Origin of the sequence: Streptomyces sp. NPDC001933, from assembly GCF_042890955.1 — a bacterium.
In the GTDB taxonomy this organism is placed as follows: Bacteria; Actinomycetota; Actinomycetes; order Streptomycetales; family Streptomycetaceae; genus Streptomyces.
The window spans coordinates 59,994-82,554 of sequence record NZ_JBIASS010000022.1; the positions used below are offsets into that span (position 1 = coordinate 59,994).

At 68.8% G+C, this 22,561-nt stretch carries 16 protein-coding genes and 3 pseudogenes; 13 read left to right on the top strand and 6 right to left on the bottom strand.

Annotated elements, in window-relative coordinates:
- Positions 1 to 266: 266 nt before the first annotated feature.
- The 3 genes and pseudogenes from ACFYY7_RS36945 to ACFYY7_RS36955 form a co-directional block, all read right to left on the bottom strand.
- Positions 267 to 388, bottom strand: a pseudogene (locus ACFYY7_RS36945) (IS630 family transposase); the annotation flags it as partial.
- A 354-nt stretch (positions 389 to 742) separates the two neighbouring features.
- Positions 743 to 2,896, bottom strand: a complete 2,154-nt coding sequence (locus ACFYY7_RS36950) for an alpha-galactosidase (protein WP_388668132.1) — start codon at positions 2,894 to 2,896, stop codon at positions 743 to 745.
- Between the two features lie 32 nt (positions 2,897 to 2,928).
- Positions 2,929 to 4,140, bottom strand: coding sequence for an ROK family protein (locus ACFYY7_RS36955; RefSeq protein WP_388668135.1), 1,212 nt, complete (start codon positions 4,138 to 4,140; stop codon positions 2,929 to 2,931).
- Between the two features lie 125 nt (positions 4,141 to 4,265).
- On the opposite strand from ACFYY7_RS36955, the gene ACFYY7_RS36960 reads away from it, so the two are divergent.
- The 9 genes and pseudogenes from ACFYY7_RS36960 to ACFYY7_RS37000 all read left to right on the top strand — a co-directional run bounded on the left by ACFYY7_RS36960 (position 4,266) and on the right by ACFYY7_RS37000 (position 14,714).
- A complete protein-coding gene (locus ACFYY7_RS36960) occupies positions 4,266 to 5,555 on the top strand; it encodes an ABC transporter substrate-binding protein (RefSeq protein WP_388668138.1) in 1,290 nt (429 codons plus the stop codon).
- A 185-nt stretch (positions 5,556 to 5,740) separates the two neighbouring features.
- Positions 5,741 to 6,550 (top strand): carbohydrate ABC transporter permease, encoded by an 810-nt coding sequence (locus ACFYY7_RS36965; protein WP_388668197.1) that lies wholly within the window; start codon positions 5,741 to 5,743, stop codon positions 6,548 to 6,550.
- The gene (locus tag ACFYY7_RS36970) at positions 6,547 to 7,374 is read left to right on the top strand and encodes a carbohydrate ABC transporter permease (RefSeq protein ID WP_388668141.1); all 828 of its coding nucleotides are present in this window, start codon (positions 6,547 to 6,549) and stop codon (positions 7,372 to 7,374) included. The genes ACFYY7_RS36965 and ACFYY7_RS36970 overlap by 4 nt, the downstream gene beginning before the upstream one ends.
- A gap of 56 nt (positions 7,375 to 7,430) precedes the next feature.
- Positions 7,431 to 9,878: an Ig domain-containing protein gene (locus ACFYY7_RS36975; RefSeq protein ID WP_388668144.1), complete on the top strand. Its 2,448-nt coding sequence runs from the start codon at positions 7,431 to 7,433 to the stop codon at positions 9,876 to 9,878.
- A gap of 147 nt (positions 9,879 to 10,025) precedes the next feature.
- Positions 10,026 to 10,369, top strand: a pseudogene (locus ACFYY7_RS36980) (beta-galactosidase); the annotation flags it as partial.
- Positions 10,370 to 10,754: 385 nt separating this feature from the next.
- Positions 10,755 to 11,606, top strand: coding sequence for a fumarylacetoacetate hydrolase family protein (locus ACFYY7_RS36985; protein WP_388668147.1), 852 nt, complete (start codon positions 10,755 to 10,757; stop codon positions 11,604 to 11,606).
- Positions 11,607 to 11,617: 11 nt separating this feature from the next.
- A complete protein-coding gene (locus tag ACFYY7_RS36990; RefSeq protein WP_388668200.1) occupies positions 11,618 to 12,961 on the top strand; it encodes an L-fuconate dehydratase in 1,344 nt (447 codons plus the stop codon).
- Positions 12,958 to 13,719, top strand: coding sequence for an SDR family NAD(P)-dependent oxidoreductase (locus ACFYY7_RS36995; protein WP_388668150.1), 762 nt, complete (start codon positions 12,958 to 12,960; stop codon positions 13,717 to 13,719). Before ACFYY7_RS36990 ends, ACFYY7_RS36995 begins: the two co-directional genes overlap by 4 nt.
- Positions 13,716 to 14,714 carry an aldo/keto reductase gene (locus ACFYY7_RS37000; protein ID WP_388668153.1) on the top strand — a complete coding sequence of 333 codons (999 nt, stop codon included), beginning with the start codon at positions 13,716 to 13,718 and terminating at the stop codon, positions 14,712 to 14,714. Before ACFYY7_RS36995 ends, ACFYY7_RS37000 begins: the two co-directional genes overlap by 4 nt.
- A 164-nt stretch (positions 14,715 to 14,878) precedes the next feature.
- Here ACFYY7_RS37000 and ACFYY7_RS37005 read toward each other — a convergent pair whose 3' ends face one another.
- Positions 14,879 to 17,941 carry a TIM-barrel domain-containing protein gene (locus tag ACFYY7_RS37005; protein ID WP_388668156.1) on the bottom strand — a complete coding sequence of 1,021 codons (3,063 nt, stop codon included), beginning with the start codon at positions 17,939 to 17,941 and terminating at the stop codon, positions 14,879 to 14,881.
- A 514-nt stretch (positions 17,942 to 18,455) separates the two neighbouring features.
- Positions 18,456 to 19,149, bottom strand: a pseudogene (locus tag ACFYY7_RS37010) (IS6 family transposase); the annotation flags it as partial.
- 89 nt (positions 19,150 to 19,238) lie between these two features.
- On the opposite strand from ACFYY7_RS37010, the gene ACFYY7_RS37015 reads away from it, so the two are divergent.
- Positions 19,239 to 19,547 carry a hypothetical protein gene (locus ACFYY7_RS37015; RefSeq protein WP_388668159.1) on the top strand — a complete coding sequence of 103 codons (309 nt, stop codon included), beginning with the start codon at positions 19,239 to 19,241 and terminating at the stop codon, positions 19,545 to 19,547.
- Between the two features lie 108 nt (positions 19,548 to 19,655).
- On the opposite strand, the gene ACFYY7_RS37020 is transcribed toward ACFYY7_RS37015, so the two are convergent.
- Positions 19,656 to 19,853, bottom strand: a complete 198-nt coding sequence (locus tag ACFYY7_RS37020; RefSeq protein ID WP_388668162.1) for a hypothetical protein — start codon at positions 19,851 to 19,853, stop codon at positions 19,656 to 19,658.
- A 21-nt stretch (positions 19,854 to 19,874) separates the two neighbouring features.
- On the opposite strand from ACFYY7_RS37020, the gene ACFYY7_RS37025 reads away from it, so the two are divergent.
- The 3 genes from ACFYY7_RS37025 to dgoD are packed head-to-tail and all read left to right on the top strand — an operon-like array spanning position 19,875 to position 22,559.
- The gene (locus ACFYY7_RS37025; protein ID WP_388668165.1) at positions 19,875 to 20,633 is read left to right on the top strand and encodes an SDR family NAD(P)-dependent oxidoreductase; all 759 of its coding nucleotides are present in this window, start codon (positions 19,875 to 19,877) and stop codon (positions 20,631 to 20,633) included.
- Between the two features lie 40 nt (positions 20,634 to 20,673).
- Positions 20,674 to 21,417, top strand: a complete 744-nt coding sequence (locus ACFYY7_RS37030; protein ID WP_388668168.1) for a FadR/GntR family transcriptional regulator — start codon at positions 20,674 to 20,676, stop codon at positions 21,415 to 21,417.
- Positions 21,414 to 22,559, top strand: a complete 1,146-nt coding sequence (gene dgoD, locus ACFYY7_RS37035; protein WP_388668171.1) for a galactonate dehydratase — start codon at positions 21,414 to 21,416, stop codon at positions 22,557 to 22,559. The genes ACFYY7_RS37030 and dgoD overlap by 4 nt, the downstream gene beginning before the upstream one ends.
- Positions 22,560 to 22,561 lie beyond the last annotated feature (2 nt).

Below are 22,561 nucleotides of genomic sequence, written 5' to 3' on the forward strand. Positions count from 1 at the left end.
CGCACAGGCGTCACGGCCCCGCGGGTTGTGCTGCGGCCAGCGCCGGGACCACCGTCCCCGCGAGGGCTGAGTGCAGGCGTTTGGCCTTGTACCAGCCGACCCAGTGGATGACGGCGCGTTCTATCTGGTCAGCGTCTCGCCAGGGCCCTTGATGCTCGATCGGTTTGGCCTTGAAGGGGCCGTTGGGGGCCTGGCGAACTGGTTGATCACCGCGCCAGTCTCGTGCAGGGCTGATCGAGCTCCTTCGCGAAAAACACCGAAGCGTTCTCCCGGCGCTCGGGCAGGGTGAAGGTCCTCGGCCGGCCGCCTCTGTACTTCGGGTAGAGCGACGCGAAGCCGTCGGTATGAAGTTATGGATCACATCCCGGACCCGGTCCGCGCTGGTGCGTGACGCGTTGATCGCCGAGGCCGCCGCGAGGGGCGAGGTCGGCTTGGAACTGGTCAGTGTGTACTCCACGACCGTGCGGGCACACCAGGAGTCGGCCGGACCGGCAGCAGCCGGAGAGACCCTGGACGCCTTGGAACAACCGCTGACCGAGGGGGAAGGGACTCCGCTTCCGCGGCATCACGGCGGCCGATGCGGGCGTGAGCGGTACACACGCGCCCCCGGATACGGATGGAGCTGCAGTTCTCGGATCTGGCCCGGTTCCCGGATGGCATCCGGAAACCGGGCCAGCACCACGACGCGTGAAGCGGGTAGCGCATGCGCAACGTCATGCGGACCCGAGGTGCCATAGCCGGATCAGAGGGCGCGCAGGTGGACCAGTGCCGCGCTCTGGGGTGCCCGCGCGGGACCCGGTAGCCCGAGTGCTCCCAGCGCCGCGCCGGAGGCCTGGATGCCCGTGACTTCCCAGGTCACCGACGGGTCGGTGGGAGTGACGAGCGAGGCGCGGTAGTTCTGGTCAGGGTCGAGTCCTGGGATGCGGAGCCGCGGTGGCACGGGCACGATCTCGTCGAGCTGGGCGTAGGAGAAGAGCGCCTCCGACCGGTCCTGAGCGACCACTCCATGCGCGAGCAGACCGTCGGGCAGCTCGACGCGTGTCAACCGACCCGTGTGCAGGAGCGCGCGGTGCCGCTTGTAAAGGTCGATCCAGCACGCGAGGCGGTCCAGCTCGTGGGTCGGCACCGTCGTGAGGTCCCACTGGACGCCGAACTGGCCGAAGAAGGCCGTGGCCGCGCGGAGGTCCAGAGTGCTGGTCCGGCCGGTCTGGTGGGAGACCGGCGCGGTGACGTGAGCGCCGAGGTACTCCAGCGGGGCGAGCTGGGCGGTCCAGTGCTGGATCGGCTGTCGGGACAGCGGATCGGTGACATCGGAGGTCCAGGCGCTCTGGACCCGCTCGAGCACGTCCAGGTCGATCCTGCCGCCTCCCGAGGCACAGCTCTCCCACGAGATGCCGGGATGGCGGCGGGTCAGCTCGTCGAGGAGCTCGCGGAAGGCGAGGGTCTGCCGCCGTGACGCGGGCCGGCCGGAGCCGTGCGAGTCACCGCCGTCGATCTGGTCGCGGTTGTGGTCCCACTTGACGAAGTCGACCCGGTGCGCCGCCACCAGGCGGCCGAAGGCGTCGAGCAGGTGTGTCCGCACATCGTTCCGGCTGAGATCGAGCAGGTAGCAGTTGCGTTCCAGCACGGGCGACCGGTCGCCCGTGCGCAGGATCCAGTCGGGGTGGTCCCGGTAGACCGCCGAGGCCGGGTTGACGGCCTCCGGCTCCCACCAGAGCCCGAACTCCATCCCCTTCTCGTGCACCCGATCCACAAGCGGTGCCAGCCCGTCCGGCCACGCCGCCGGGTCCGGGGTCCAGTCGCCCAGGCCGTCGTCGAGGGAGGTGCGGCCCGCGAACCACCCGTCGTCGAGCACGAAACGCTCGGCGCCCAGCCTGGCCGAGATGTCGACCAGCGCGGTCAGTGTGTCGAGGTCGTGGTCGAGGTAGACCGCCTCCCACGGGTTGAACATGACAGGTGTGGGCAGGGACGGATGGGCCGCGAGCGACCGGACGTACTGATGGGTGGCGTCCGCCAGGCCGTCGAGCCCGCGCGCGGACGCGGCCACATGTACCCAGGGCATCGCGTACGTCTCGCCCTCAGCGAGGACCAGCTCGCCCGGGTGCAGCAGCTCGCCGGCCCGGACGACGGCGGTGCCGGAGCTGAGTTGCTCGACGCTGTACCGGTGGTTGCCACTCCAGGCGAGGTGGACACCGAGCACCTCACCGTCGCCGTATCCGAAGCCAGGGGTGCCGACCACAACCAGGCCGGTGCCGTCGAGGATGCGCATGCCGCGGCGGTGCTCCCGGACCCACTGCCCGTCCGCGAGGGCATGGCGCTGGGGCTGCCGCTCGCGGGCCCATCGCCCGGTGAAGTCGAGGATCTCGCCCGCGCTGGTCGGAACGGGGATGACCACGTCGAGCGCGTCGACCACGTAGGCGCCGGCACCGACGTTGGTCAACAGGTGCCGGAGGCGGAGCCCTCCCCCCGGGACGGCTTCGGCCTCGAAGCGCAGTTCGAGTCCCGCTGCCTCGTCGGTGGCCTGGACCACGAGCGAGCCGTCGTCGCACCGCACCGAGCCGGGAGCGAACGCGGTGGACCAGTCGCTCGCGGGGCCTTCGGGGCTGATCCGGTGGCCGAGCAGCGCGGGCCGTCCGAGGTAGCCGCGCGCGTGCTCCGGGAGCATGCTGACCGGTGAGCCGATCAGCCAGGAGTTCCAGGCCGTGGTCTCGACCGAGGCGGGGATCGTCAGGGATCGGACGTCCGTCGCTGTCAGGGAAAGCCCCATCCACCCGATGTCGGGCAGGCCGTCCGCCCGCGGCAGCAGGACCATCGTTGTGGTCTCGGTCCCGCCGAGGCCGGAGAGGGAAACGGGGGCGGTGGGCGCGGGCACGGCAACGCGTCCGGGCTCGATCATTCGGTGACTCCTGGTTCGATGAGAGGGGCGGATCAGGCCTGCACGGCGAGCAGGCGCGTCTTGAGATCGTCTAGGGCTAGCCGGGCGGCGCCGAGGGCGACGGACTCGTCGCCGAGCAGGGACACGCGGAACTTTGGCGTGTTGAGGGAGGTCGTGGCCAAGTGCCGCTCGAACAGACCGGTGAGCAGGTCCCCCGTGCGGGACAGGCCGCCGCCGAGCACGACGAGGTCGGGGTCGACGGCGTGGACCAGGACGGAGGCGCCCAGGGCGAGGGCCTCGGCGACGCGGTCGACGGTGCGCACCGCAGTGCGGTCGCCGTTCGCGGCCGCTTCGAAGAGCGCCCGGACGTCGTCGCTGGTGGACTCCTCAGCGGCCGAGCCCGCAAGCCTGCGGCTCTCCTGGTCGAGCTGCGCCATCGTGTCGGCCCACCCCAGGATCTTCATGGAGCCGACGGACGCCGCTAAGCCGTGCCGTCCGTTGTGGATCTGCCCGTTGATGACGATCGCGGCCCCGAGGCGGCGGCCGGCGTGCATGTAGACGAGGTCGTGGGCCTCGGCGGCGGCGCCCTTCCACTGCTCGGCCACCGCTGCGAGGTGGATGTCGTTGGAGACCAGCACGTCGCGCTTGAAGCGCCTCGACACCTCCGAGACCACGTCGATTTTGTCGAAGCCCGGCAGCGAGTAGACGTCCAGGTCCTGGCCCGCAGGAACGGTGCGGAGGTCTTTGACCCCCGAGTCGTCGGTCGCCACGCCGGTGATGCCGCAGGCCACCGAGTGGACGTGTTCCCAGCTCGTCCCGGTCTGCCGGACGGTCGTCTCGACCAGACGTGCCGCCGCCCCGATGCGCCCGGCCGGCCCAAGGTCGGAATCGACGCTGCGTCTGCGCACCGCTACGACGTTCCCGCGCAGGTCGCAGACGACCACGGCCACCTTGTGGGCGCCGATGTCGACTCCGACGACGGCGAAGTTCTCGGCCACGACCTCGTATCGCCGGGCCGGCCGTCCCGCGGACCGCTCGCCGTTGGGACGGCCGAGCGACTCCCGGACGAAGCCCTGGTCCAGCAGCGTCGCCACCAGTTCCTCGGCGGTGGGGCGGGAGACTCCGACGGTCGAGCGCACGTCATTGACCGTCAGCGACGAGGCGTCGAGGAAGGCCCGCACCGTGGCTGCGAGGTTGAGCTTGCGCAACAGATGGGCATCGCCCGCACGGCCTGCGGGAGCCGCGCTGCGTTGGGTTTCGCGCATGTCTTGACTCACAGCGTCACGCTATCTAAATTGACGCCCCAACAGCAATATTGCAAAGAAACTTACTTATCTAAATTCTGGCCGAGCGACATCACCTGATGGGTTCGACCAGCAAGGAGGGCCTCATGAGCAAGCGGGCCAACTGGGTCGCGATGGCGGCGGCATTGGGTCTGGTCGCACTGACCGGCTGTGCCGTCGGCGGCGGGAGCGAAGGCGGAGACGGGAACAGTTCGGGCGGTGACGTGACGCTGAGCCTGCTCACCTTCGAGACCCCCAACCTCACCGCCTCCTACTGGGACGACATCATCGCCAAGACCAGCGCCAAGGTGCCGGGGGTGAAGATCAAGAAACTCGTCGCGCCGAGTGCCGAGCAGCGCAACGAGTACGTGCGCCAACTCGACTCGACCGGCGCGTTGCCCGACATCATGGTCGCGATCGACCCAGCCGGACTGGCGGAGGGCGGCAAGCTCGCTCAGTTCAGCAAGAAGGAACTGGCGGACTGGGTCAGCCCGACCTCGAACAGCTTCAACGGCAAGATCTACCAGCTGCCCACCAACTCGCAGACCTGGCAGATCTACTACCGGAAGGCGGCCTTCGAGAAGGCGGGCATCACCACCCCTCCGAAGAAATGGGACGACCTGCTCTCCGCGGTCGGCAAGCTGAAGGCAGCGGGGGTCAAGCCGTTCGTCATCGGTGGCGGTGCACCGGACGGCCTCGGCCCGCGATGGACCTTCTCCCAGCTGGTGGCCGACGAGGTCTACGCCAAGGACCCGAAGTGGCTCGACAAGCTGGTCGCGGGGAAGACCGATTTCAGCGACCCGCTGTTCGTCAACGCGGCGACCAAGATGAAGGCGTTGGCGGGCAAGGAGAACGTCGACAACCTGTCGGCCACCTACGCACAGGCGCAGGAGGCGTTCCTCGCGGGCAAGGGCGCGATGTACCCGATGGGTTCGTGGTTCCCGGCGGCCCCGGACAAGGCGCAGCAGGAGCAGATCGGCGTCTTCCCCATGCCCACGCAGGACGGCTCGCTCGTTGTGCCCACGTACACCGGCGGCGGGCTGTCGGTGGGCGCCAAGTCCCCCGACGTCGCCAAGGCCAAGAAGTGGGCCATCGAGTTCTCCAAGCTGAACGCCGACGGCGGAGCGCGGTACGACGGCTTGTTCGTCGCCCTCAAGGGCTACAAGCCGCCGTCCGGCCTGCCGCCGCTGTACAACTCGACCCTCGATCTCTACAACAGGGCCCAGTCCAGCGGAACCGTGACACCGAGCTTCGGTAACGAAGGCGGCGTCCCGGCCCTGCCGTCGGGATTCATACCCAAGGTCGACGCGGCACTGAACGATCTCCTCAACGGCCGCGCGGACGTGGACAAGTTCGTCGCGACGCTGAACAAGCAGTTCAAGGAGTTCTCGAAGTGACGCATCCCCTGCGCTCCCGGACGGGGGACGTTGCCGCTGGAGGAGTCCCGCGGCCAGGACGGCCGGAGCCCACTGCTGCCCCGTCCAAGCGTACGGGTGGGCCGCGCAGGCGCCGCACCTGGACATGGCCGTCCGCGGGAGTCTTCGCCGTCTTCGTCCTGCCGACCCTCACGGTCTTCACCGCGATGGTTCTGGCACCCATCCTCTGGACCCTCTACATCGGGTTGACCGACGAGCGCGCCACCCGCCCGAACACGTCCTTCGTGGGTCTGGACAACTACGGTTCCCTCCTCGGGGACGAGGAGTTCCGGCACGCTTTGTGGAACACCGTGGTGATCACGGTGATCGTGGTGCTGTTGACGAACCTGCTCGGTCTTGCGATCGCCCTGCTGCTGCGCCGGCAGGGTCGGCTCTACAGCCTGCTGCGCGGCGTCTACTTCACACCGGTGATCCTTTCCGCCGTGGTGGTGTCGGTGATCGGGCGCTCGATCCTGGCGGACGACGGCCTGCTGAACAGCACCCTCGTCTCGCTGGGGGTCAAGAGCCCGCCGGGCTGGCTCACGGATCCGGCGTACGCGATCTACTCCGTCTCCGGGATCATGGTCTGGCAGTTGCTCGGCTTCGCCGTCGTGGTCTACCTCGCCGGGCTCGCGGGGATCCCCGCCGAGCTCGATGAGGCGGCGAGCCTCGACGGCGCCGGCCCCTGGCAGCAGTTCCGCGCGATCACCTGGCCGATGCTCGCGCCCGCGCTGACGATCAACACCGTGATGCTGATGATCAGCGCGTTCAAGGTCTACGACCAGATCGCCGTGCTCACCAACGGCGGCCCCGGCACCGACGGAACGGCCACCGTCGCCTTCGAGGTGATCCGCACCGCCTTCTCCGAGCAACGCCCGGGAGTGGCGTCCGCGATGGCCGGGATCATGCTCGTCGTGGTGTCGGTCGCGAGCGTGACCACTCTCAAGCTCCTGCAACGACGAGAGGTGAACCTGTGAACTCCCGAACGCCGTGGGTCCGCCCGCTGTTGGCCACTGGCGTGGCGGCCGTCTTCTGTCTGCCGCTCTACGTCGCGCTGGTCAACGCCTTCAAAACCAGTGCCAAGGTCGTCGGATCGCCGCTCGCGCTCCCGGTTCCGCCGACCCTCGACAACATCGAGCAGGTGCTCCAGCGGTCTGACGGGCTGTTCTGGTACGGCCTCGTCAACTCCCTCATACTGACAACCCTCTCGATCCTGATCACCACCGTGCTGGCCGCGATGTCGGCCTACCACCTCGTCCGGTCGGGCCGCTGGTGGAGCCGTGCCGTCCTCGGCGTCATGCTGACCGGCCTGATGATCCCGCCCGCAGTGATCATGCTTCCGATCACACGGATCCTCAACGCCATCGGGCTGATGCACACGATGCCGGGCGCGGTGCTGGTCAACGTCGGGTACTACCTGCCGTTCGCGGTGTTCGTCTTCATGGGCTTCATCCGCTCGATCCCCCGCGAGCTCGAAGAGGCCGCAGCGGTCGACGGTGCCGGCCGGATCCGGATCTTCTGGCAGGTTGTCTTCCCGCTCCTGCGGCCGGCCTCGGCCAGTGTGCTGATCTTCCTCGGGGTCTGGGTCTGGAACGACTTCCTGACCCCGCTCCTCGTCCTGGGCCCGGGAGCCGGGAACACCGTGACGGTCGGGATCTTCCGCTCCATCGGCCCCTACCAGCAGGACTTCGGGGCGGTGTTCGCCTTCATGCTGCTGGCCACACTGCCCGTCCTGGCCTTCTACCTCGCGTTCCAGAAGCACTTTGTCCGTGGCCTGACCGGTGGCGCCACGAAGGGCTGACCGGCACAAGCGGCCGGAGCAGTGCAGTTTCCGTCAAAGATGACAGGAGCACCATCATGCAGTTCTCAAAGAGCACGCCTTCCCAGCACACCCCGCGCAGAGCTGTACTTCGCGGAGGCGCCGGTGCGTTGGCAGCCGCGATGCTGCCCATCGGCGCCCTGACTGTGGTCGCAGCACAGCCGGCGCAAGCACTCCCCGCCGGTATGGCTCCTTCGATCGAGATCGGGGCCGGCTATCTGAAACTCAAGCTGAACGCCGCCGGGACGATCGTGGGACTCGTTGACGTCAGGACCGGGGTCGATTACATGGCGCCCGATCGTGCCGCGTCCCTGGTGAGCCTGGTGGTCGACGGCGCACAGCAACGGCCGACCGTGGTGAAGCGGTCCGGGCGCGGCGGCCGGATCCTCTCGTTCAGGAACACGGCGGCGAACTGGACGATTCAGGTGGAGGTGGTCTGCAAGGCCGGCTACACCACGTTCGAGGTGGTCGCCATCGACGCGCCGAAGGACGTCGATGTGCAGACCCTTCTCTGGGGCCCACTGGCCACGTCGATCTCCGAGACGGTCGGCACAGCGGTGGGCGTGGTCCGCGACGACGATTTCGCCATCGGGCTCCGTCCGCTGACCGACCGTACCGAAGGCGCCTGGCCGCAGGAGTACCAGGACATGGGCTGGGAGAGCGAGGTTGACCACGACCCGGACCATGTGAGCGTGGGTTCTCTGGAGCAGTGGAGCGCGGCAGGCGTGACCCCCTGGGGTTCCGTACTGCGCGCCTTCACCTTCGACTACACCAAGGAACGCCACCGCAAGGTAAACGGATATCCGATCCCGGTCGGGCCGCTGCCCGGCCGCGACGGCAAGGTCCCAGGTTCCAAGATGGCACTCTTCGGAGCCTCGCCCGAGGCGACGCCGACGATCCTGTCCTACATCGCGGCAGGTGAGAAGCTGCCCTACCCAAGGCTGAACGGTCAGTGGCAGAAGGCCTCACAGGCGAGCAGCCAGTCGTGGCTCGTGCTCGGCGACCTGAAGACCGACAACATTCCGGCGGCGGCCCGATTCGCCAAGGCGGCCGGCATGAGCCGCATCTACTCACTCACCACCAACTGGGGGCCATGGAAGTCGAGCGGACACTACGAGTTCGACTCGAGCCTGGGCGGGAGCGACGCCGGGGCCGCAGCAGCCGTGGGCATCGCCAAGGCCAACGGCGTACAGCTCGGCGTACACACCCTGTCAGACTTCATCGGCACCGGCGACGAGCCCTACGACTGGGCCTTGAGCCCGCAAGACCCCTACGTCACGGCACCCGCCGACGACCGGCTCGCAACGGGGGGCAGAGCCTCGCTCACCCGCCCGTTGACGGCCGGCGACACCACCGTGCACCTCGACTCCGGCGCGCTGCTTGCTGCGGGAGTGAACCACAGCTACTTGCGCATAGGGGACGAATTCGTCAGCTACGGAGCGGCCGAGCAGGTCGGGAAGGAGTGGAAGCTGACCGGTGTGCAGCGCGCGCGATGGGGATCGGTCGCGGTCTCACACGCTGCGGGCGACCGCGCCGCCCGAGTCGTGGCCAACAGCTACGGCGGCGCGATCGGTAACCATGCCGTCCTCGACGAGATCAGCGACAGGCTGACCACCGCGTGGAACAACACCGGCATCACCGGTATGTCGTGGGACGGCCTGGAGTCGGCATCCGAGTCCGGCTGGGGCGCTTACGGCATGGCTCACCTCGTGAACGGGACGTTCCGGCGAACCAATGCCAAGGATCGATTGATCTCCGAGACCAGCCGGATGACCTCGAACACCTGGGACGCGCTGACCCGGGCCAGCTGGGGCGAAGTCGGCAGCACCTCGATGGAGCAGGTGTTCAAGAACAACAAGTACCTTCAGGCGAACTACCTTCCCGGAATGCTCGGCTGGATCAGCCTCAAGGGCTCGGACAGTCTGCTCACCATGGAGTGGAAGCTGGCTCGAGGCGCCGGTCTGAACGCCGGGGCAGGTTTCCAGAGCTCGGTCTCCAGCCTCGTGTCGGGCGGGGAGAACACGACGCGACTGCTCGATGCCATCCAGCAATGGGAGACGGCACGCAACCTGGGTGCGTTCACCGCGGAGCAGCGGGCGCGGTTCCGCGACCTGTCGACGAACTGGCACCTGACCGTGGTCAAGCCGGGCAAGCGATGGTCCCTGCAGGAGCTGGACGCTGACGGCAAGCCGGTCGGCAACCCCGAGGCCGTCGTCGCTCCGACCCCGAAGCTCGACGCCGGACCACTGCCCGCGGCGGCCAAGGGCGCCCTGTACGAGGCGACCGTGAAGACCAACACGCCGGCGACCACGCGATACGCGGTGACCTCGGGAGCTCTGCCCCATGGGCTCGTGCTCAACGCCGACACCGGAGGGATCGTCGGAACCCCGGTCACCCCGGGAACGGCGCGGTTCACGATCACGGCGTACCAGAGCTCCGGCCAGCCGCGGGCCCAGCGCAGCTACAAGATCGACGTCGCCAAGTAGCCCGGTCGGGCCGGACGCGCGCGGCGGATCACCGTCACACTGAAAGAGACCTGCACGTGGGCGTACGCCGAGGGGCGAGCGCCCACGTGTGGGACACCACCTTCGAGGCGGTGTTCGCCTTGACGCGGACCGCCCTGCAGTTCTGAGGCGTCCGCCATCGGACGCTGGCAGTCGACCGTGGACGGTCTGCAGACCTCCTGCGTCCGTCCGCAGGAGAACGGCGCCCGGGCCGATGTCCGTTGGCTGGAGCTCGGCGGGCTCCGCGTCGAGGGCGACCCGGAGTTCTGGTTCACCGCCCGGCGCTGGACCACGGAGGAGCTCGACGCCGCCCGTCACCGCACCGACCTCGTTCCCGGTGGGACGGTGTGGGTCAACCTCGACCACGGCGAGCACGGCATCGGCTCGGCGTCCTGCGGCCCGGCCCGTTGTTTTCGTACCGACTCCAGGCCGGGCCGAGCGAGTTCGCCTTCGTCTTATCGCCCGTCGACTGAGGGCCCACTGTTCGCGGGCGCCCGCACGTTCCCGACCCGTCGCGCCCCCACTGCGGGGGCGCGACGGCCTTTGTGGAGGCGATTCGGGGACGCACGACGAGCCGTCCGTTCATGAATCATCGGATGGGTCGACGAGTGACGGTCTGGCTGCATGTGTCAGACGGATGGGTGGAGCGGGGAGTGAGTGCGCACTGTCCGAAACCTCTTTCCAGAGTTGCTGGGTGGGGGTCGGGGGAGTGGGTGTGGCGGCTCGGATCTCTCTTTCGCAGGAAACGTCGGATGTCTGCTTGCGGCGGAGCGGCTCTCGCTCGTATGGTCGAGCTGCGCCGATTCATCGGATGTATCGATCCAGGGGTGTGCCCCGCGCGATGACAGGAGACGGGACATGAAGCTGATCCGCATCGGAGACCCCGGACGGGAGATTCCGGCGCTGCTCCTTCAGGACGGGACCGCGTTGGATCTGCGGTCTCTCACCGGCGACATCGGCGGGGAGTTCCTCGCCGGCGACGTGGCCGGCCTGATCGAGGAGGCTCGCGAGGCCGGTGTACTGCCCGTGCTCGACATCACCGGACTGAGGGTCGGCGCCCCGGTGGCCCGGCCGGGCAAGGTGGTCTGCGTCGGCCTCAACTACCGCGACCACGCCGCGGAGACCGGCGCGTCCGTCCCCGAACGACCGGTGGTCTTCATGAAGGACCCAGCCACCGTGGTGGGCCCGTACGACGAGGTGCTGATCCCGCGCGGTTCGGTCAAGACGGACTGGGAGGTGGAGCTCGCGGTCGTCATCGGCCGCGAGGCCCGCTACCTGGTGAGCCCCGCGGAAGCACCCGAGCACATCGCCGGCTACGCGATCAGCAACGACGTCTCCGAGCGGGAGTTCCAGCTGGAGTACTCCCCGCAATGGGACCTCGGCAAGTCCTGCGAGACCTTCAACCCGCTCGGCCCCTGGCTCGTCACCCCCGACGAGGTCCGCGACCCGCAGGCCCTCGGCCTGCGCCTCGCTGTCAACGGCGAGGCGCGCCAGCACGGCCACACCAAGAACATGATCTTCGACGTCGCGCACCTGGTCTGGTACCTGAGCCAGTACATGGTCCTCAGGCCCGGCGACGTCATCAACACCGGCACCCCGGCGGGCGTGGCCCTCGGCCTGCCCGGCACCCCCTACCTGCGCATGGGCGACACCGTCGAGCTGACCATCGACGGCCTCGGCGCCCAGCGCCAAACCTTCATCAACGCGTGAAAGGCACCAAGTTGTCCGCAACCGCGGCGCGGATCACCGCCGTCGACACCTACGACATCCGCTTCCCCACCTCGCGGGAACTGGACGGGTCCGACGCCATGAACCCCGACCCCGACTACTCCGCCGCCTACGTCGTCCTGCGCACCTCCGCGGCGGACGGCCACGAGGGCCACGGGTTCACCTTCACCATCGGCCGAGGCAACGATGTCCAGGTCGCCGCGATCGACGCCCTGGCCCCGTACGTCGTCGGCCGGTCGGTCGCCGAACTCACCGCCGACCCCGGCACCCTCTCTCACGCGCTCATCGGCGACAGCCAGTTGCGCTGGCTCGGTCCGGAGAAGGGCGTGATGCACATGGCGATCGGAGCCGTCGTCAACGCGGTGTGGGACCTGGCCGCCAAGCGGGAGGGCAAGCCTCTGTGGCAGCTCCTCGCCGACGCGGACCCCCAGTGGCTCGTCTCCCAGGTCGACTTCCGTTACATCAGTGACGCCCTGACCCCGGACGAGGCACTGGACCTGCTGACCAAGGGCAAGCAGGGCGCGCACGAGCGTGCCACCGACCTGCTGCGACGCGGCTATCCCGCGTACACCACCTCTCCCGGCTGGCTCGGCTACTCCGACGAGAAGCTGACCCGGCTCGCCCAGGAGGCCGTCGCCGACGGCTTCACCCAGATCAAGCTCAAGGTCGGGGCTGACCTCCAGGACGACATCCGCCGCTGCCGCACCGCCCGCGCCGCCGTCGGCCCGGACATCCGGATGGCGATCGACGCCAACCAGCGCTGGGACGTGGCCGAGGCGATCACCTGGACGAACGCGCTCGCCGAGTACGACCCGTACTGGATCGAGGAGCCCACCAGCCCCGACGACATCCTCGGCCACGCCGCCGTCCGACGCGGCGTCCACCCCGTCAAGGTCGCCACCGGCGAGCACGTGCAGAACCGCATCGTCTTCAAGCAGCTGCTCCAGGCCGGGGCGATCGACGTCCTCCAGCTGGATTCCGCCCGCGTGGCCGGCGTCAACGAGAACCTGGCGATCCTGCTGCTCGCTGCGAAGTTCGGCATCCCGGTCTGCCCGCACGCCGGCGGCGTCGGCCTGTGCGAACTCGTCCAGCATCTGTCGATGTTCGACTACGTGGCGCTATCCGGCACCACCGACGACCGCGTCATCGAATACGTCGACCACCTCCACGAGCATTTCCTCGCCCCGGTCGTGATAGACCGAGGCCACTACCGGGCCCCCGTCGAACCCGGCTTCTCCGCCACCATGAGGCAGCCGAGCCTCGACACCTACCGCTACCCCGACGGCGTCTTCTGGGCCGCTGACCTGGAAGCGTCGAACCCGGAGGCCCGCGCATGACCACCGAACTCCACGGCCTCACCGCCCTCGTCACCGGAGGCGCGTCCGGCATAGGCCTGGCCACCGCCACGTTGCTCGCCGAGCGGGGCGCGGACGTTGCCGTCCTCGACCTCGACCCGAGCGGCGCTCCCGCCCCGCTGCGCGGCTTCACCGCCGACGTTTCCGACGACGACTCGGTCCACGCCGCGGTGCAGGCAGCCGCCGCAGCACTCGGAGGGATCGACATCCTCGTCAACAACGCCGGCATCGGGGCCGCCGGTACCGTCGAGGACAACCCGGACGCGCAGTGGCACCGCGTCCTGGACGTCAACGTGCTCGGGATCGTCCGCACCACCCGCGCCGCCCTTCCCCACCTGCGCGCATCGGATCACGCTTCGGTCGTCAACACCTGCTCCATCGCCGCCACTGCGGGGCTGCCGCACCGTGCGCTGTACTCGGCCAGCAAGGGCGCGGTCCTCTCCCTCACCCTCGCCATGGCCGCCGACCACGTCAGCGAGGCCATCCGGGTCAACTGCGTCAACCCCGGCACTGTCGATACCCCCTGGGTCGGCCGCCTGCTCGACGCCGCCGCCGACCCGGCCGCCGAACGCGCCGCCCTCGACGGCCGCCAGCCCACCGGACGCCTGGTCACCGCCCAGGAAGTCGCCACCGCCATTGCCTACCTCGCCTCCCCGGCCGCCGGCAGCACCACCGGCACCGCCCTCGCCGTCGACGGCGGCATGGCGGGCCTACGCTTGCGACCGGAGCCCACGCCATGACGTCGCGCCTGAACCGGCTCGGCCGCAGCAGCGTGCGCGTCGGCGAACTCGCCTTCGGCGCCGCCGGAATCGGCAACTTGTTCACCGCCGTCACCGACGCCGAGGCCGAGCGGGCCGTCCATGCCGCCTGGGAATCGGGCGTACGGTACTTCGACACCGCCCCGCACTACGGTCTCGGCCTGTCCGAGCTGCGCCTGGGCGCGGCACTGCGCTCCTGGCCGCGGAGCGAGTACGTCGTGTCCACCAAGGTCGGCCGCATGCTGGTCCCGACCCCCGAAGCCACGGGCGACGACCTCGCCCACGGCTTCGCCGTGCCCGCCACCCACCGCAGGCGCTGGGACTTCAGTGCCCACGGCGTGCGCCGGTCGATCGAGGACAGCCTGAAGCGGCTCGGCCTGGACCGGATAGACGTCGTCTACCTCCACGACCCCGAGGCTCATGCCGCGCAGGCCCTCGACCAGGCCTACCCGGAGCTCGCACGGATGCGGGACGAGGGAGTTGTCGGAGCGATCGGCGTCGGCATGAACCAGACCGAGCTGCTCGCCCGCTTCGTCCGCGACACGGACATCGACGCCGTCCTCGTCGCCGGCCGCTACACCCTCCTCGACCAGCATGGTCTGGCCGAACTGCTGCCACTCGCCGCCGCCCGCGGCGTCGGTGTCGTCATCGGTGGCGTCTTCAACTCCGGACTGCTCGCCGACCCCCGTCCTGGCGCCACCTACGACTACGCCACCGCGCCGCTCGACCTGCTCTCCCGGGCACTGGACCTCAAGGCAGTGTGCGAACGCCACGGAGTGCCGCTGCGCGCCGCCGCACTCCGTTTCCCGTTCGGGCACCCGGCCGTCGCGAGCGTCCTCGTCGGAACCCGCAGCGCCACCGAGGCCCGCGACGCCGCCGCGATGCTCGCCCACCCGATCCCGGACTCGCTGTGGGCAGAGCTCAAGGCACGCGGGCTGCTCCCCGCCGATGTGCCGATGCCCAGGCTGGTCGACTGAAACGTGTCGCGCCCCTCCTCACCCGCTTCAACCGTCTCATCGCCACTTTGAGCCCCGCAGCCCGCCGCGCACGTGCCGCAACCGCTACTTGACATTCATAGGGGCATCAGTGCCTGTTCGGAGCGTTGGGTCGCAGGGAATCGCTGGTGCCCGGGCGCTGGGAGTCAGTGGATCGTCAGGCTGTCCATGTGGGCGCCGTTGGAGCCGGCCGTGGTCGCGCGGATCGTGACCCTGCCTGCGGGCAGCGAGGCTGCGAGGGAGGTCGTCTTCCAAGTGGCCCATCCCCCGGTCGGGCGGAACGGCAGGGCGCTCTCGACAGGGGAGCCGTTGACCGACACGGACAGCGGGCGATCGCTCGGGCCGCCGTTGGCATGGCGGAAAGTCAGCGTCCTGGTTCCGGCGTCGGGAACGTCGACGGTCCACTCGATGAAGGCGCCGTCCGCCGAGGAGTCGGCGAAGCAGGCATATCCCGTCCCGGTGTAATCGGGGTGCCGCGTGTCGATGAACGCGCCGTCCAGGGCGGCGCTCTCGATCTGGTGCACGGTCCCGCCCGTGGCCGTCGGGAGCTGCTTGCCGCTCGGCTCGATCCTCGCGGCCACGCCGCCGCGCTCGGCCGCGGGGATCGAGGGGGTCACGACCGACAGGACCTTCCTGTCGGAATCCCACACCGTTCCGCTTCCGTTGACGATCGCCGCGGCCTCGCTGGTGAAGGCGGGCAGGGTGGCGCCGCCGTTGACGCGCATACCGACGGGCGCTGAGAGACCGTGGAGGCGGACCACGTAGCGGCGCGCGGTGGGTGCGTCGGAATAGGTTCCCCGCGGGTGGCGGATGACGACCTTGCGCGCCTTGTCGGCGTAGGTCAGTTCGGTGACGCTCCGCTCGCCCAGCTGGTGGTCCTCTGTGACCCCGTCGTCCTCGACGAGGGAGAACGCACCGTCGGCGCCGCAGTAGACGTCCAGCTCCAACTGCCGCTTGTTCATGTACTTCGTGCTCTGCGCGTAGGGATACCTGGGCAGGATCGCCCCCGCCTTGACGAACAGAGGTATCTCCCCGGTGCGGGTGGCACAGGAGAGTTCGCTGTTGTCGGAGCCGGTGTACGGGGTGTCGTTCCAGAAGTCGTACCAGGTGCTGCCCGCAGGCAGCCAGACCTGGGTGCTGCCGCCGCCGTCCGAGGTCAGTGGCGCGACCAGCAGCGAGGGGCCCCAGATGTACTGCAGGTCGTGCGCGTAGGCGGTGGCCCTGTCCTGGTAGTCGATGAACATGGCCCTGGCCATCGGCATACCGGTGGAGTGCGCCTGGTGGGCGATTGTGTAGATGTAGGGCATGAGTGTGTAGCGCAGCCGGCTGTACTTCGTGAAGTCCGCCTGCGCGTCCGTGCCCTGGTCGAGAGGCCAGCGTGAGGCCCGCTGCCCCGCATCCTTCGTGTTGGCCGCGCCGTGCGGCCGCCAGATCGGCGAGAGGCTCGACCAGGCCGCCGGCCAGTTGCGGTAGAGGGGATCGGAGATCAGGCCGTTCGCGGCGGGGTGGAATCCGCCGCCGTCGATGTTGGCGTAGGGGAAGCCGCCGAGGCCGGCGGCCTGCATTCCCCTGATCTGCATCCGCATCTCGTCGTAGGTGGAGTTGGTGTCGCCGCTCCAGTAGTGGCCGTAGCGCTGCTGGCCTGCGGAGGCGCCCCGGCTCCAGTTCCAGGGGCGCTTGGCGCGGCCGATGTGGTTGCCGGTGTCGGGGTCCCAGCCTTCCTGGCCGACCCCCTTGTGAAGATAGAAGAAGTACGCGTTGCGCAGCTCCGACCACTTCCAGCCGTTGGCCGCGTCGGCGTTGTACGGGATGCGTCCCAGCTCGTCGGGCTCGTCCAGCCAGAGGCCGTCGCCGGGATACTTCAGAGTGGGGTCGAAGGCCTTCTTCCAGAAGACGCTCCACACCCAGGCGCGGGTGGCGGGGTTGGTCCAGTCGGGCACCGCGTCGTTCTGGTTCACCGCCGTGAGGTCGGCGGCGTCGAAGCTGTAGCCGGGCGGGGGGCCCGGGACCCAGCCTTCCATCTCGTTGGAGTTGTTGCGGTTGTAGTCGAGGGTGACCGTGACGCCGTTGGCAGCGGCCCACTTCTCGTATCCCGCGGGGTCGGGCCAGCGCTTGTCGCTGAACTCGAACCACGACCCCGACCAGGCGCCCGAGCCCTGTCGCCAGCGGTTGTCGTTGACCTGGTGGTCGAACGGGAAACCGGCGGCACGGTGCTCGGTGATCTTCTGACGCCACCAGTTCTGGTCGCTCACACTCGCGAAGTTCTTGTCCGACATCTGCAGGCCGAAGATGGATGCCTGCGGCAGCCGCGGGCGTCCGGTGAGCTGCGTGTACTGGTCGAGCAGGCCGGCGAAGTCCGGGCCGTTGATGAGGAAGTAGTCCAGCTGGGGACGGACACCCTCGGTGTTGTGATCGTCGGCGGAGAACGCATAAGGTCTGCTGCCGCCGAAGCTGAAGGTGGTGTCGAAGGTCGTGTTGAAGAAGACGCCGTAGCCGTTGCTGGACAGATAGAGGGGGACGAGCGCAGGCGCCTGCCCGTTGCTCGCGGTGGAGTAGTTGTGCGCTACGAGATCGCCGGTCCGGTCGAGCTTGGGCGACCGCCCGAACGTTCCGTGTCCGGCCTTGATGAAGCGCTCGTCCGCGTCCGCTGCCGGCGGCACGAATTCCTGTGTGACCACGCTGTTGTCTGGGCCGCCCCAGCCGAGACTGCGGGTGTCGTCCTCCTTGGCCAGCAGATTGCCGGCCTTCGTGGAGCGCGTGGAGTGCTTGCGATGGAACTCGAGGCGCAGCGGCTTCTTGTGCAGGAGGATCCGGATGCCGTGGAGGCCGGCGGTGGTGATCACGAGGGAGCCGTCATGGTCGTCGATGCTCAGGCTTCCGCGCATCCGCGCATGATTGCCAGGCACCACCATCTCGTAGCGTGAGTCCGGAAAGAACGTCTCACCTGCACGGATCGCCTGGACCCGCACCATTTGATCGCCATAGGCGGTGATCTTCAGCTGCTGGCCCGTGGCGCTGGCCGTGGTGAGGCTGCGGGTGTCCGACGTGTGGCCGGCGTAGTCGCCGAGTCTCTCCTGGCTCTCGGCGTGGGCGGGGTCGGCGAGGAGGGCCGAGGCGGCGGAGGCCGGCAGGGCTGCCGCGGTCAGACGCAGGCCTAAGGCACCGACGGTGGCCCGGTTGAACTGACGGCGATTCATCGAGTTGGGCATGGCGACTCCTTGCGGCTCTTCGAAGGAGGGGCGGAAGAGCCAGGGAAGGCTCCTCCGCATGAGAGAGGACTCAAATCTAAGTTCACATATGTGTACGAAACTTGGATTCGTGAACGGAATGTAATCCAGTCGTGCTCGCGGTACAAGAGTGCGCGCATGGACTTGAAGGGACAGGTCTGGCGCGGACGGGCAGGCCGACATCGGAGGCCCCTGGAGGCAGACGGTTGCCGGACACGATGGACCGCTCCGGGTTCGGCAGAGATCCGGGGGTCGAGCAGGAATCGGGCAGAGAGAGTGCGGTTTGTTGGCACATTCTTTGACGGCACTGTCACGTTGACTGACCGGGTGGAATGATCTTCTGGGTGGTCATGCCGGGACGGGTCGTCCGTGGACAGCGCGCCGCCGGGCGTCGTCACGCTGTTGATGTAGCGGCCGCTTGGGGATGTGTCGGGGTGTGGCAGGCCCGGGTTCCGCCTTTGGCCCAGGTCGTGGTGGGCATGAAGGTGGTGCCAGTGAACTCGTTCCAGGTCTCGAAGCGGTGGTGCATCTCGGTGCGGTATTCGGTGGCGGTGAGCGGGTGGCGCCGGGGTCGGATGTGCGGCGAGACCTGACTGGACACCGACAGGTATTTCAGTGCTCCGCAGGTGAGCGGAAGCCCTTCATTGCGCGTTCGTGCTGTCGGGTGGGCTGGTGGGAGTTCTCCGCCCGGTTGTTCAGCCCCTTGTGCGAGCGGTGTTCCGCCGAACTCATCAGTTCCCGGTGAGCCGGCCCGTAGGGGCAGCACTTGTCGGACAGCAGCGCCCGGGGTGCCCGGCGTTGCTTCTTCATGAGTTTGGCCATGAACCGCTTCGCGGCCTTCGCGGCCTTCGCGTCCCGCTTGGACTGCACCAGAATGTCCAGGACGTTTCCGCGCTGGTCCACCGCGCGCCATAGGTGGCTTGGCACCCCGTTGACCTTGATGATCACCTCATCGAGATGCTGCTTGTCGCCGGCCTGCGGGCGGCGGCGCAACGCGGCCGTGCATGGGGCCCGAAGCGGTCGCACCACCGGTGGACCGCCTCGTGGGAGACGGTGATCCCACGGGCCAGCAGCAGCTCCTCGACCTCGCGGAAGGAGAGCGGGAAGTGGTGGTACAGCCACACCGCGTGGGCGATGGCCTCCGCCGGGGACGGGAACCCCTTGTACGGCACTGCCGCCTCGGCCCCCACGGCCAGCCCCTCCCCGGCGATCACCCCAGCTCCCAGGTTGCCAGCTCAAGGTCGACAATGCCCCCGGCGGGGCCTGGGGTTTGTACAACATGCTGGCCGCCGTTTCCTACCAGGAAGAGCCCTGGCGGTCGCGCTATCCGAACCTTGTGAACATCGCCGACGACCGGCCGGCGTACCCGAAGTGCAACTTCGTCGAGTGCAACGCGCTCTACGCCGCCACGCTGAGCATCGCCCCGTCCGCGCGCACGTACGGATCGGTTGACCGCAACCTGCCATCCACTACCGATCCTGGCGTCGTGACAGTCGTGGACGGGAAACCGTCGCTGGGTCATGACGACAGGATCGCCGCTCAGTTCACCGGCTACCAGCGGATGCCCGTGAACCGGATCGGGCTCTGACATGAACCGCGAGGCTGAGCGCCATCGGGCAGGAAGCCGTCCCGGTCGAAGGCGCAGGATAAATTAGTAATTAATCTTGACGGCGGCCCGGTTGCCCGTCAGTCTGTATCAGTCGAACGAGAGTCCGGCTGCCCAGGTCAGGAGACCGGGCCCCGTCCCATGGGCGCGCACGCGGAGTCCCATGCGCCCCACATCGTTGAGCCGCCGCACCTCTCTGTTCACCCCGCAGCCCAACCCGTCGTACTGGTCGGGCAGTTGCCAACCGCCCGACGGCACCGCAAGCAGAATCGCCGACAGCTTCACCACCCGAGGAGTCGACCCCGCCCCATGAACGGAAACACCCGCTTCGCCGAAAAGGTGGCCGTGGTCACCGGAGCCGCCTCGGGCATCGGTGCGGCCACCGCCGAACGGCTCGCAGCGGAAGGCGCCGCGGTGATCCTCGCCGACATCGCCGCGGACCCCGGCGAGAGCGTCGCCGCCGGTATCCGCGCACAGGGCGGTCGGGCCCTCTTCGTCCGCGCGGACGTTGCGGACGAGGGCGACTGGGAACGGATGGTCTTGGCGGCGCATTCCTTCGGCCCCGTCTCCGTCCTGGTGAGCAACGCTTTCACTGTCGATGTCACCCCCGCGCACGACATGACCGTTGCCTCGTGGGAGCGCCAACTCGCGGTGAACCTCACCGGAGCGTTCCTCGGCTTCCGTTCGGTCCTGCCCGACCTGCGTGACCACCACGGCGCGGTCGTGTTCACCTCCTCCGTCCACGCCCACAAGGGAATCCCCGGGCATCCCGCCTACGCAGCGTCCAAGGGTGCATTGCTCTCCCTGTGCGGACAACTCGCGGTGGAGTACGGACCCGAGGTGCGGGTCAACGCCGTACTGCCGGGTCCCATCCTCACTGCGGCATGGGACCGGGTTCCGGAAGAGGACCGGAGGAAGAGTGTCACTGAGACCGCTGCACAACGCTTCGGAACCCCTCAGGAGGCAGCGGCGGCCATCGCGTTTCTCGCCGCCGACGAGGCGTCCTACATCACGGGATCGAGCCTGGTCGTCGATGGCGGCTGGTCCGTCGTCAAGGCCTCGGCCTGATCGCCGCCCTACTCGACGCACATCAGAAAGGCACACAGACATGACGCCATATGCGCGCCGCGGAGTGCACGGCCAGACCGTGGAGACTCTTGCGCGCCGGGTGCTGAGCGGCGAGATCCCCGAGGGGGCGACTCTCGACCTCGTGACGCTGCAAGGCGACCTGGACGTCAGCCTGACCACCCTTCGGGAATCGCTGAAGGTGCTCGCGGCCAAGGGGATGGTCGACGCCCGCCAGAAGCGCGGAACCTTCGTCAGAGCCCGCTCCGACTGGAACCTCCTGGACGCGGATGTCCTGCGCTGGCAGTTCGCGGGCGCCACCGGGACCGGAACCGACCTCAGGCTGCTGCGTAGTCTCGGCGAAGTCCGCGGCATCATCGAGCCGGCCGCCGTCCGGCTGGCCGCCGAACGCCGCACCGACACCGACCTCGCGGCACTCGAAGCTGCCCTTACCGCGATGGGCGAGCAGGAAGGCGGCGCGACCCTCGCGGTTGAGGCAGACCTCGCCTTCCACCGCGCGCTCCTCGCGGCCACCCACAACGAACTGCTGGAACGCATGGAGATGGTCATCGAGTCCGGCCTCGCGCACCGCGACGAGATCGTGCACAGCTCGCTGCACGGCGAGGACCCCGTGCCCAGCCACCGTGCTGTCCTGGACGCCGTACGCGACCAGGACCCGGTTGCTGCCGAACGCGCCATGCGGGCCCTGCTCGACCAGGCTGTACGCGACCTCGACCGGGCGCAAGGCAGCCGACCGGCCGCCGACGAGGGGACCGGGGCCCTGTGAAGATCACGCGTATCGAGACCTTCCTCGTACCGCCCCGCTGGCTGTTCTGCCGGATCGAGACCGACGAAGGCGTCGTCGGCTGGGGCGAACCCGTGGTCGAGGGCCGGGCCGAAGTGGTCCGTACTGCCGTCGATATCCTCGCCGAATACCTGATCGGCCAGGATCCGCTGCGCATTCAGGACCACTGGCAGGTACTCAGCAAGGGCGGCTTCTACCGGGGCGGCCCGATACTCTCCAGCGCCGTCGCCGGCATCGACCAGGCTCTGTGGGACATCGCCGGCAAGAACTACGGTGCCCCCGTCCACGCTCTGCTCGGCGGCCCGGTGCGCGACGAGGTACGGGTCTACGCCTGGGTCGGCGGCGACGAACCGGCCCAGCTCACCGACCAGATCACCGCCCAGGTCGAGGCCGGCTTCACCGCCGTCAAGATGAACGCGGCAGGCCGCACACCACCTCTCGCCACGCCCGCCGAAACCACCGCCGTCGTCGACCGAGTGGCCGCCGCCCGCGCGGTCCTCGGCCCCGGCCGTGATGTGGCCGTCGACATGCACGGCAGATTCGGACCGGCCGGCGCACGCCGCGTTCTGCAGGCCATCGAGCCCCTGCATCCACTGTTCGTGGAGGAACCCCTCCTTCCCGAACAGGGACACCTGCTGTCCTCCCTCGTCGCTGCCACCTCCGTACCCATCGCCACCGGCGAACGGCTCTACGGACGTGCCGAGTTTCTGCCCGCCCTCGCGGCCGGCATCGCGGTCGCCCAGCCGGATCTCTCGCACGCCGGGGGCATCTCCGAGACCCACCGCATCGCCTCGCTGGCCGAGACCTACGGGGCGCAGCTGGCCCCACACTGCCCCCTCGGCCCCATCGCGCTCGCCGCAAGTCTCCAGATCGCCTTCTCCACCCCGAACTTCCTCATCCAGGAGCAGAGCCGGGGCATCCACTACAACAAGGACGCCGACCTGCTGTCGTACGTCGTCGACACCGACCCGTTCCGCTTCGTCGGCGGACGGGCGCTGCGCACGGGACAGCCGGGGCTCGGTATCACCGTCGACGAGAAAGCCGTACGCGCGGCCGACCGGACAGGACACGCCTGGCGCAACCCGGTGTGGCGGCACGACGACGGCGCCTTCGCAGAGTGGTGAGC

Coding starts and splice junctions, on each gene's coding strand:
- ACFYY7_RS36950 (WP_388668132.1), bottom strand. CDS start 2,896: ATGATCGAGCCCGGACGCGTTGCCGTGCCCGCGCCCACCGCCCCCGTT.
- ACFYY7_RS36955 (WP_388668135.1), bottom strand. CDS start 4,140: ATGCGCGAAACCCAACGCAGCGCGGCTCCCGCAGGCCGTGCGGGCGAT.
- ACFYY7_RS36960 (WP_388668138.1), top strand. CDS start 4,266: ATGAGCAAGCGGGCCAACTGGGTCGCGATGGCGGCGGCATTGGGTCTG.
- ACFYY7_RS36965 (WP_388668197.1), top strand. CDS start 5,741: ATGGTTCTGGCACCCATCCTCTGGACCCTCTACATCGGGTTGACCGAC.
- ACFYY7_RS36975 (WP_388668144.1), top strand. CDS start 7,431: ATGCAGTTCTCAAAGAGCACGCCTTCCCAGCACACCCCGCGCAGAGCT.
- ACFYY7_RS36985 (WP_388668147.1), top strand. CDS start 10,755: ATGAAGCTGATCCGCATCGGAGACCCCGGACGGGAGATTCCGGCGCTG.
- ACFYY7_RS36995 (WP_388668150.1), top strand. CDS start 12,958: ATGACCACCGAACTCCACGGCCTCACCGCCCTCGTCACCGGAGGCGCG.
- ACFYY7_RS37000 (WP_388668153.1), top strand. CDS start 13,716: ATGACGTCGCGCCTGAACCGGCTCGGCCGCAGCAGCGTGCGCGTCGGC.
- ACFYY7_RS37005 (WP_388668156.1), bottom strand. CDS start 17,941: ATGCCCAACTCGATGAATCGCCGTCAGTTCAACCGGGCCACCGTCGGT.
- ACFYY7_RS37015 (WP_388668159.1), top strand. CDS start 19,239: ATGCTGGCCGCCGTTTCCTACCAGGAAGAGCCCTGGCGGTCGCGCTAT.
- ACFYY7_RS37025 (WP_388668165.1), top strand. CDS start 19,875: ATGAACGGAAACACCCGCTTCGCCGAAAAGGTGGCCGTGGTCACCGGA.
- ACFYY7_RS37030 (WP_388668168.1), top strand. CDS start 20,674: ATGACGCCATATGCGCGCCGCGGAGTGCACGGCCAGACCGTGGAGACT.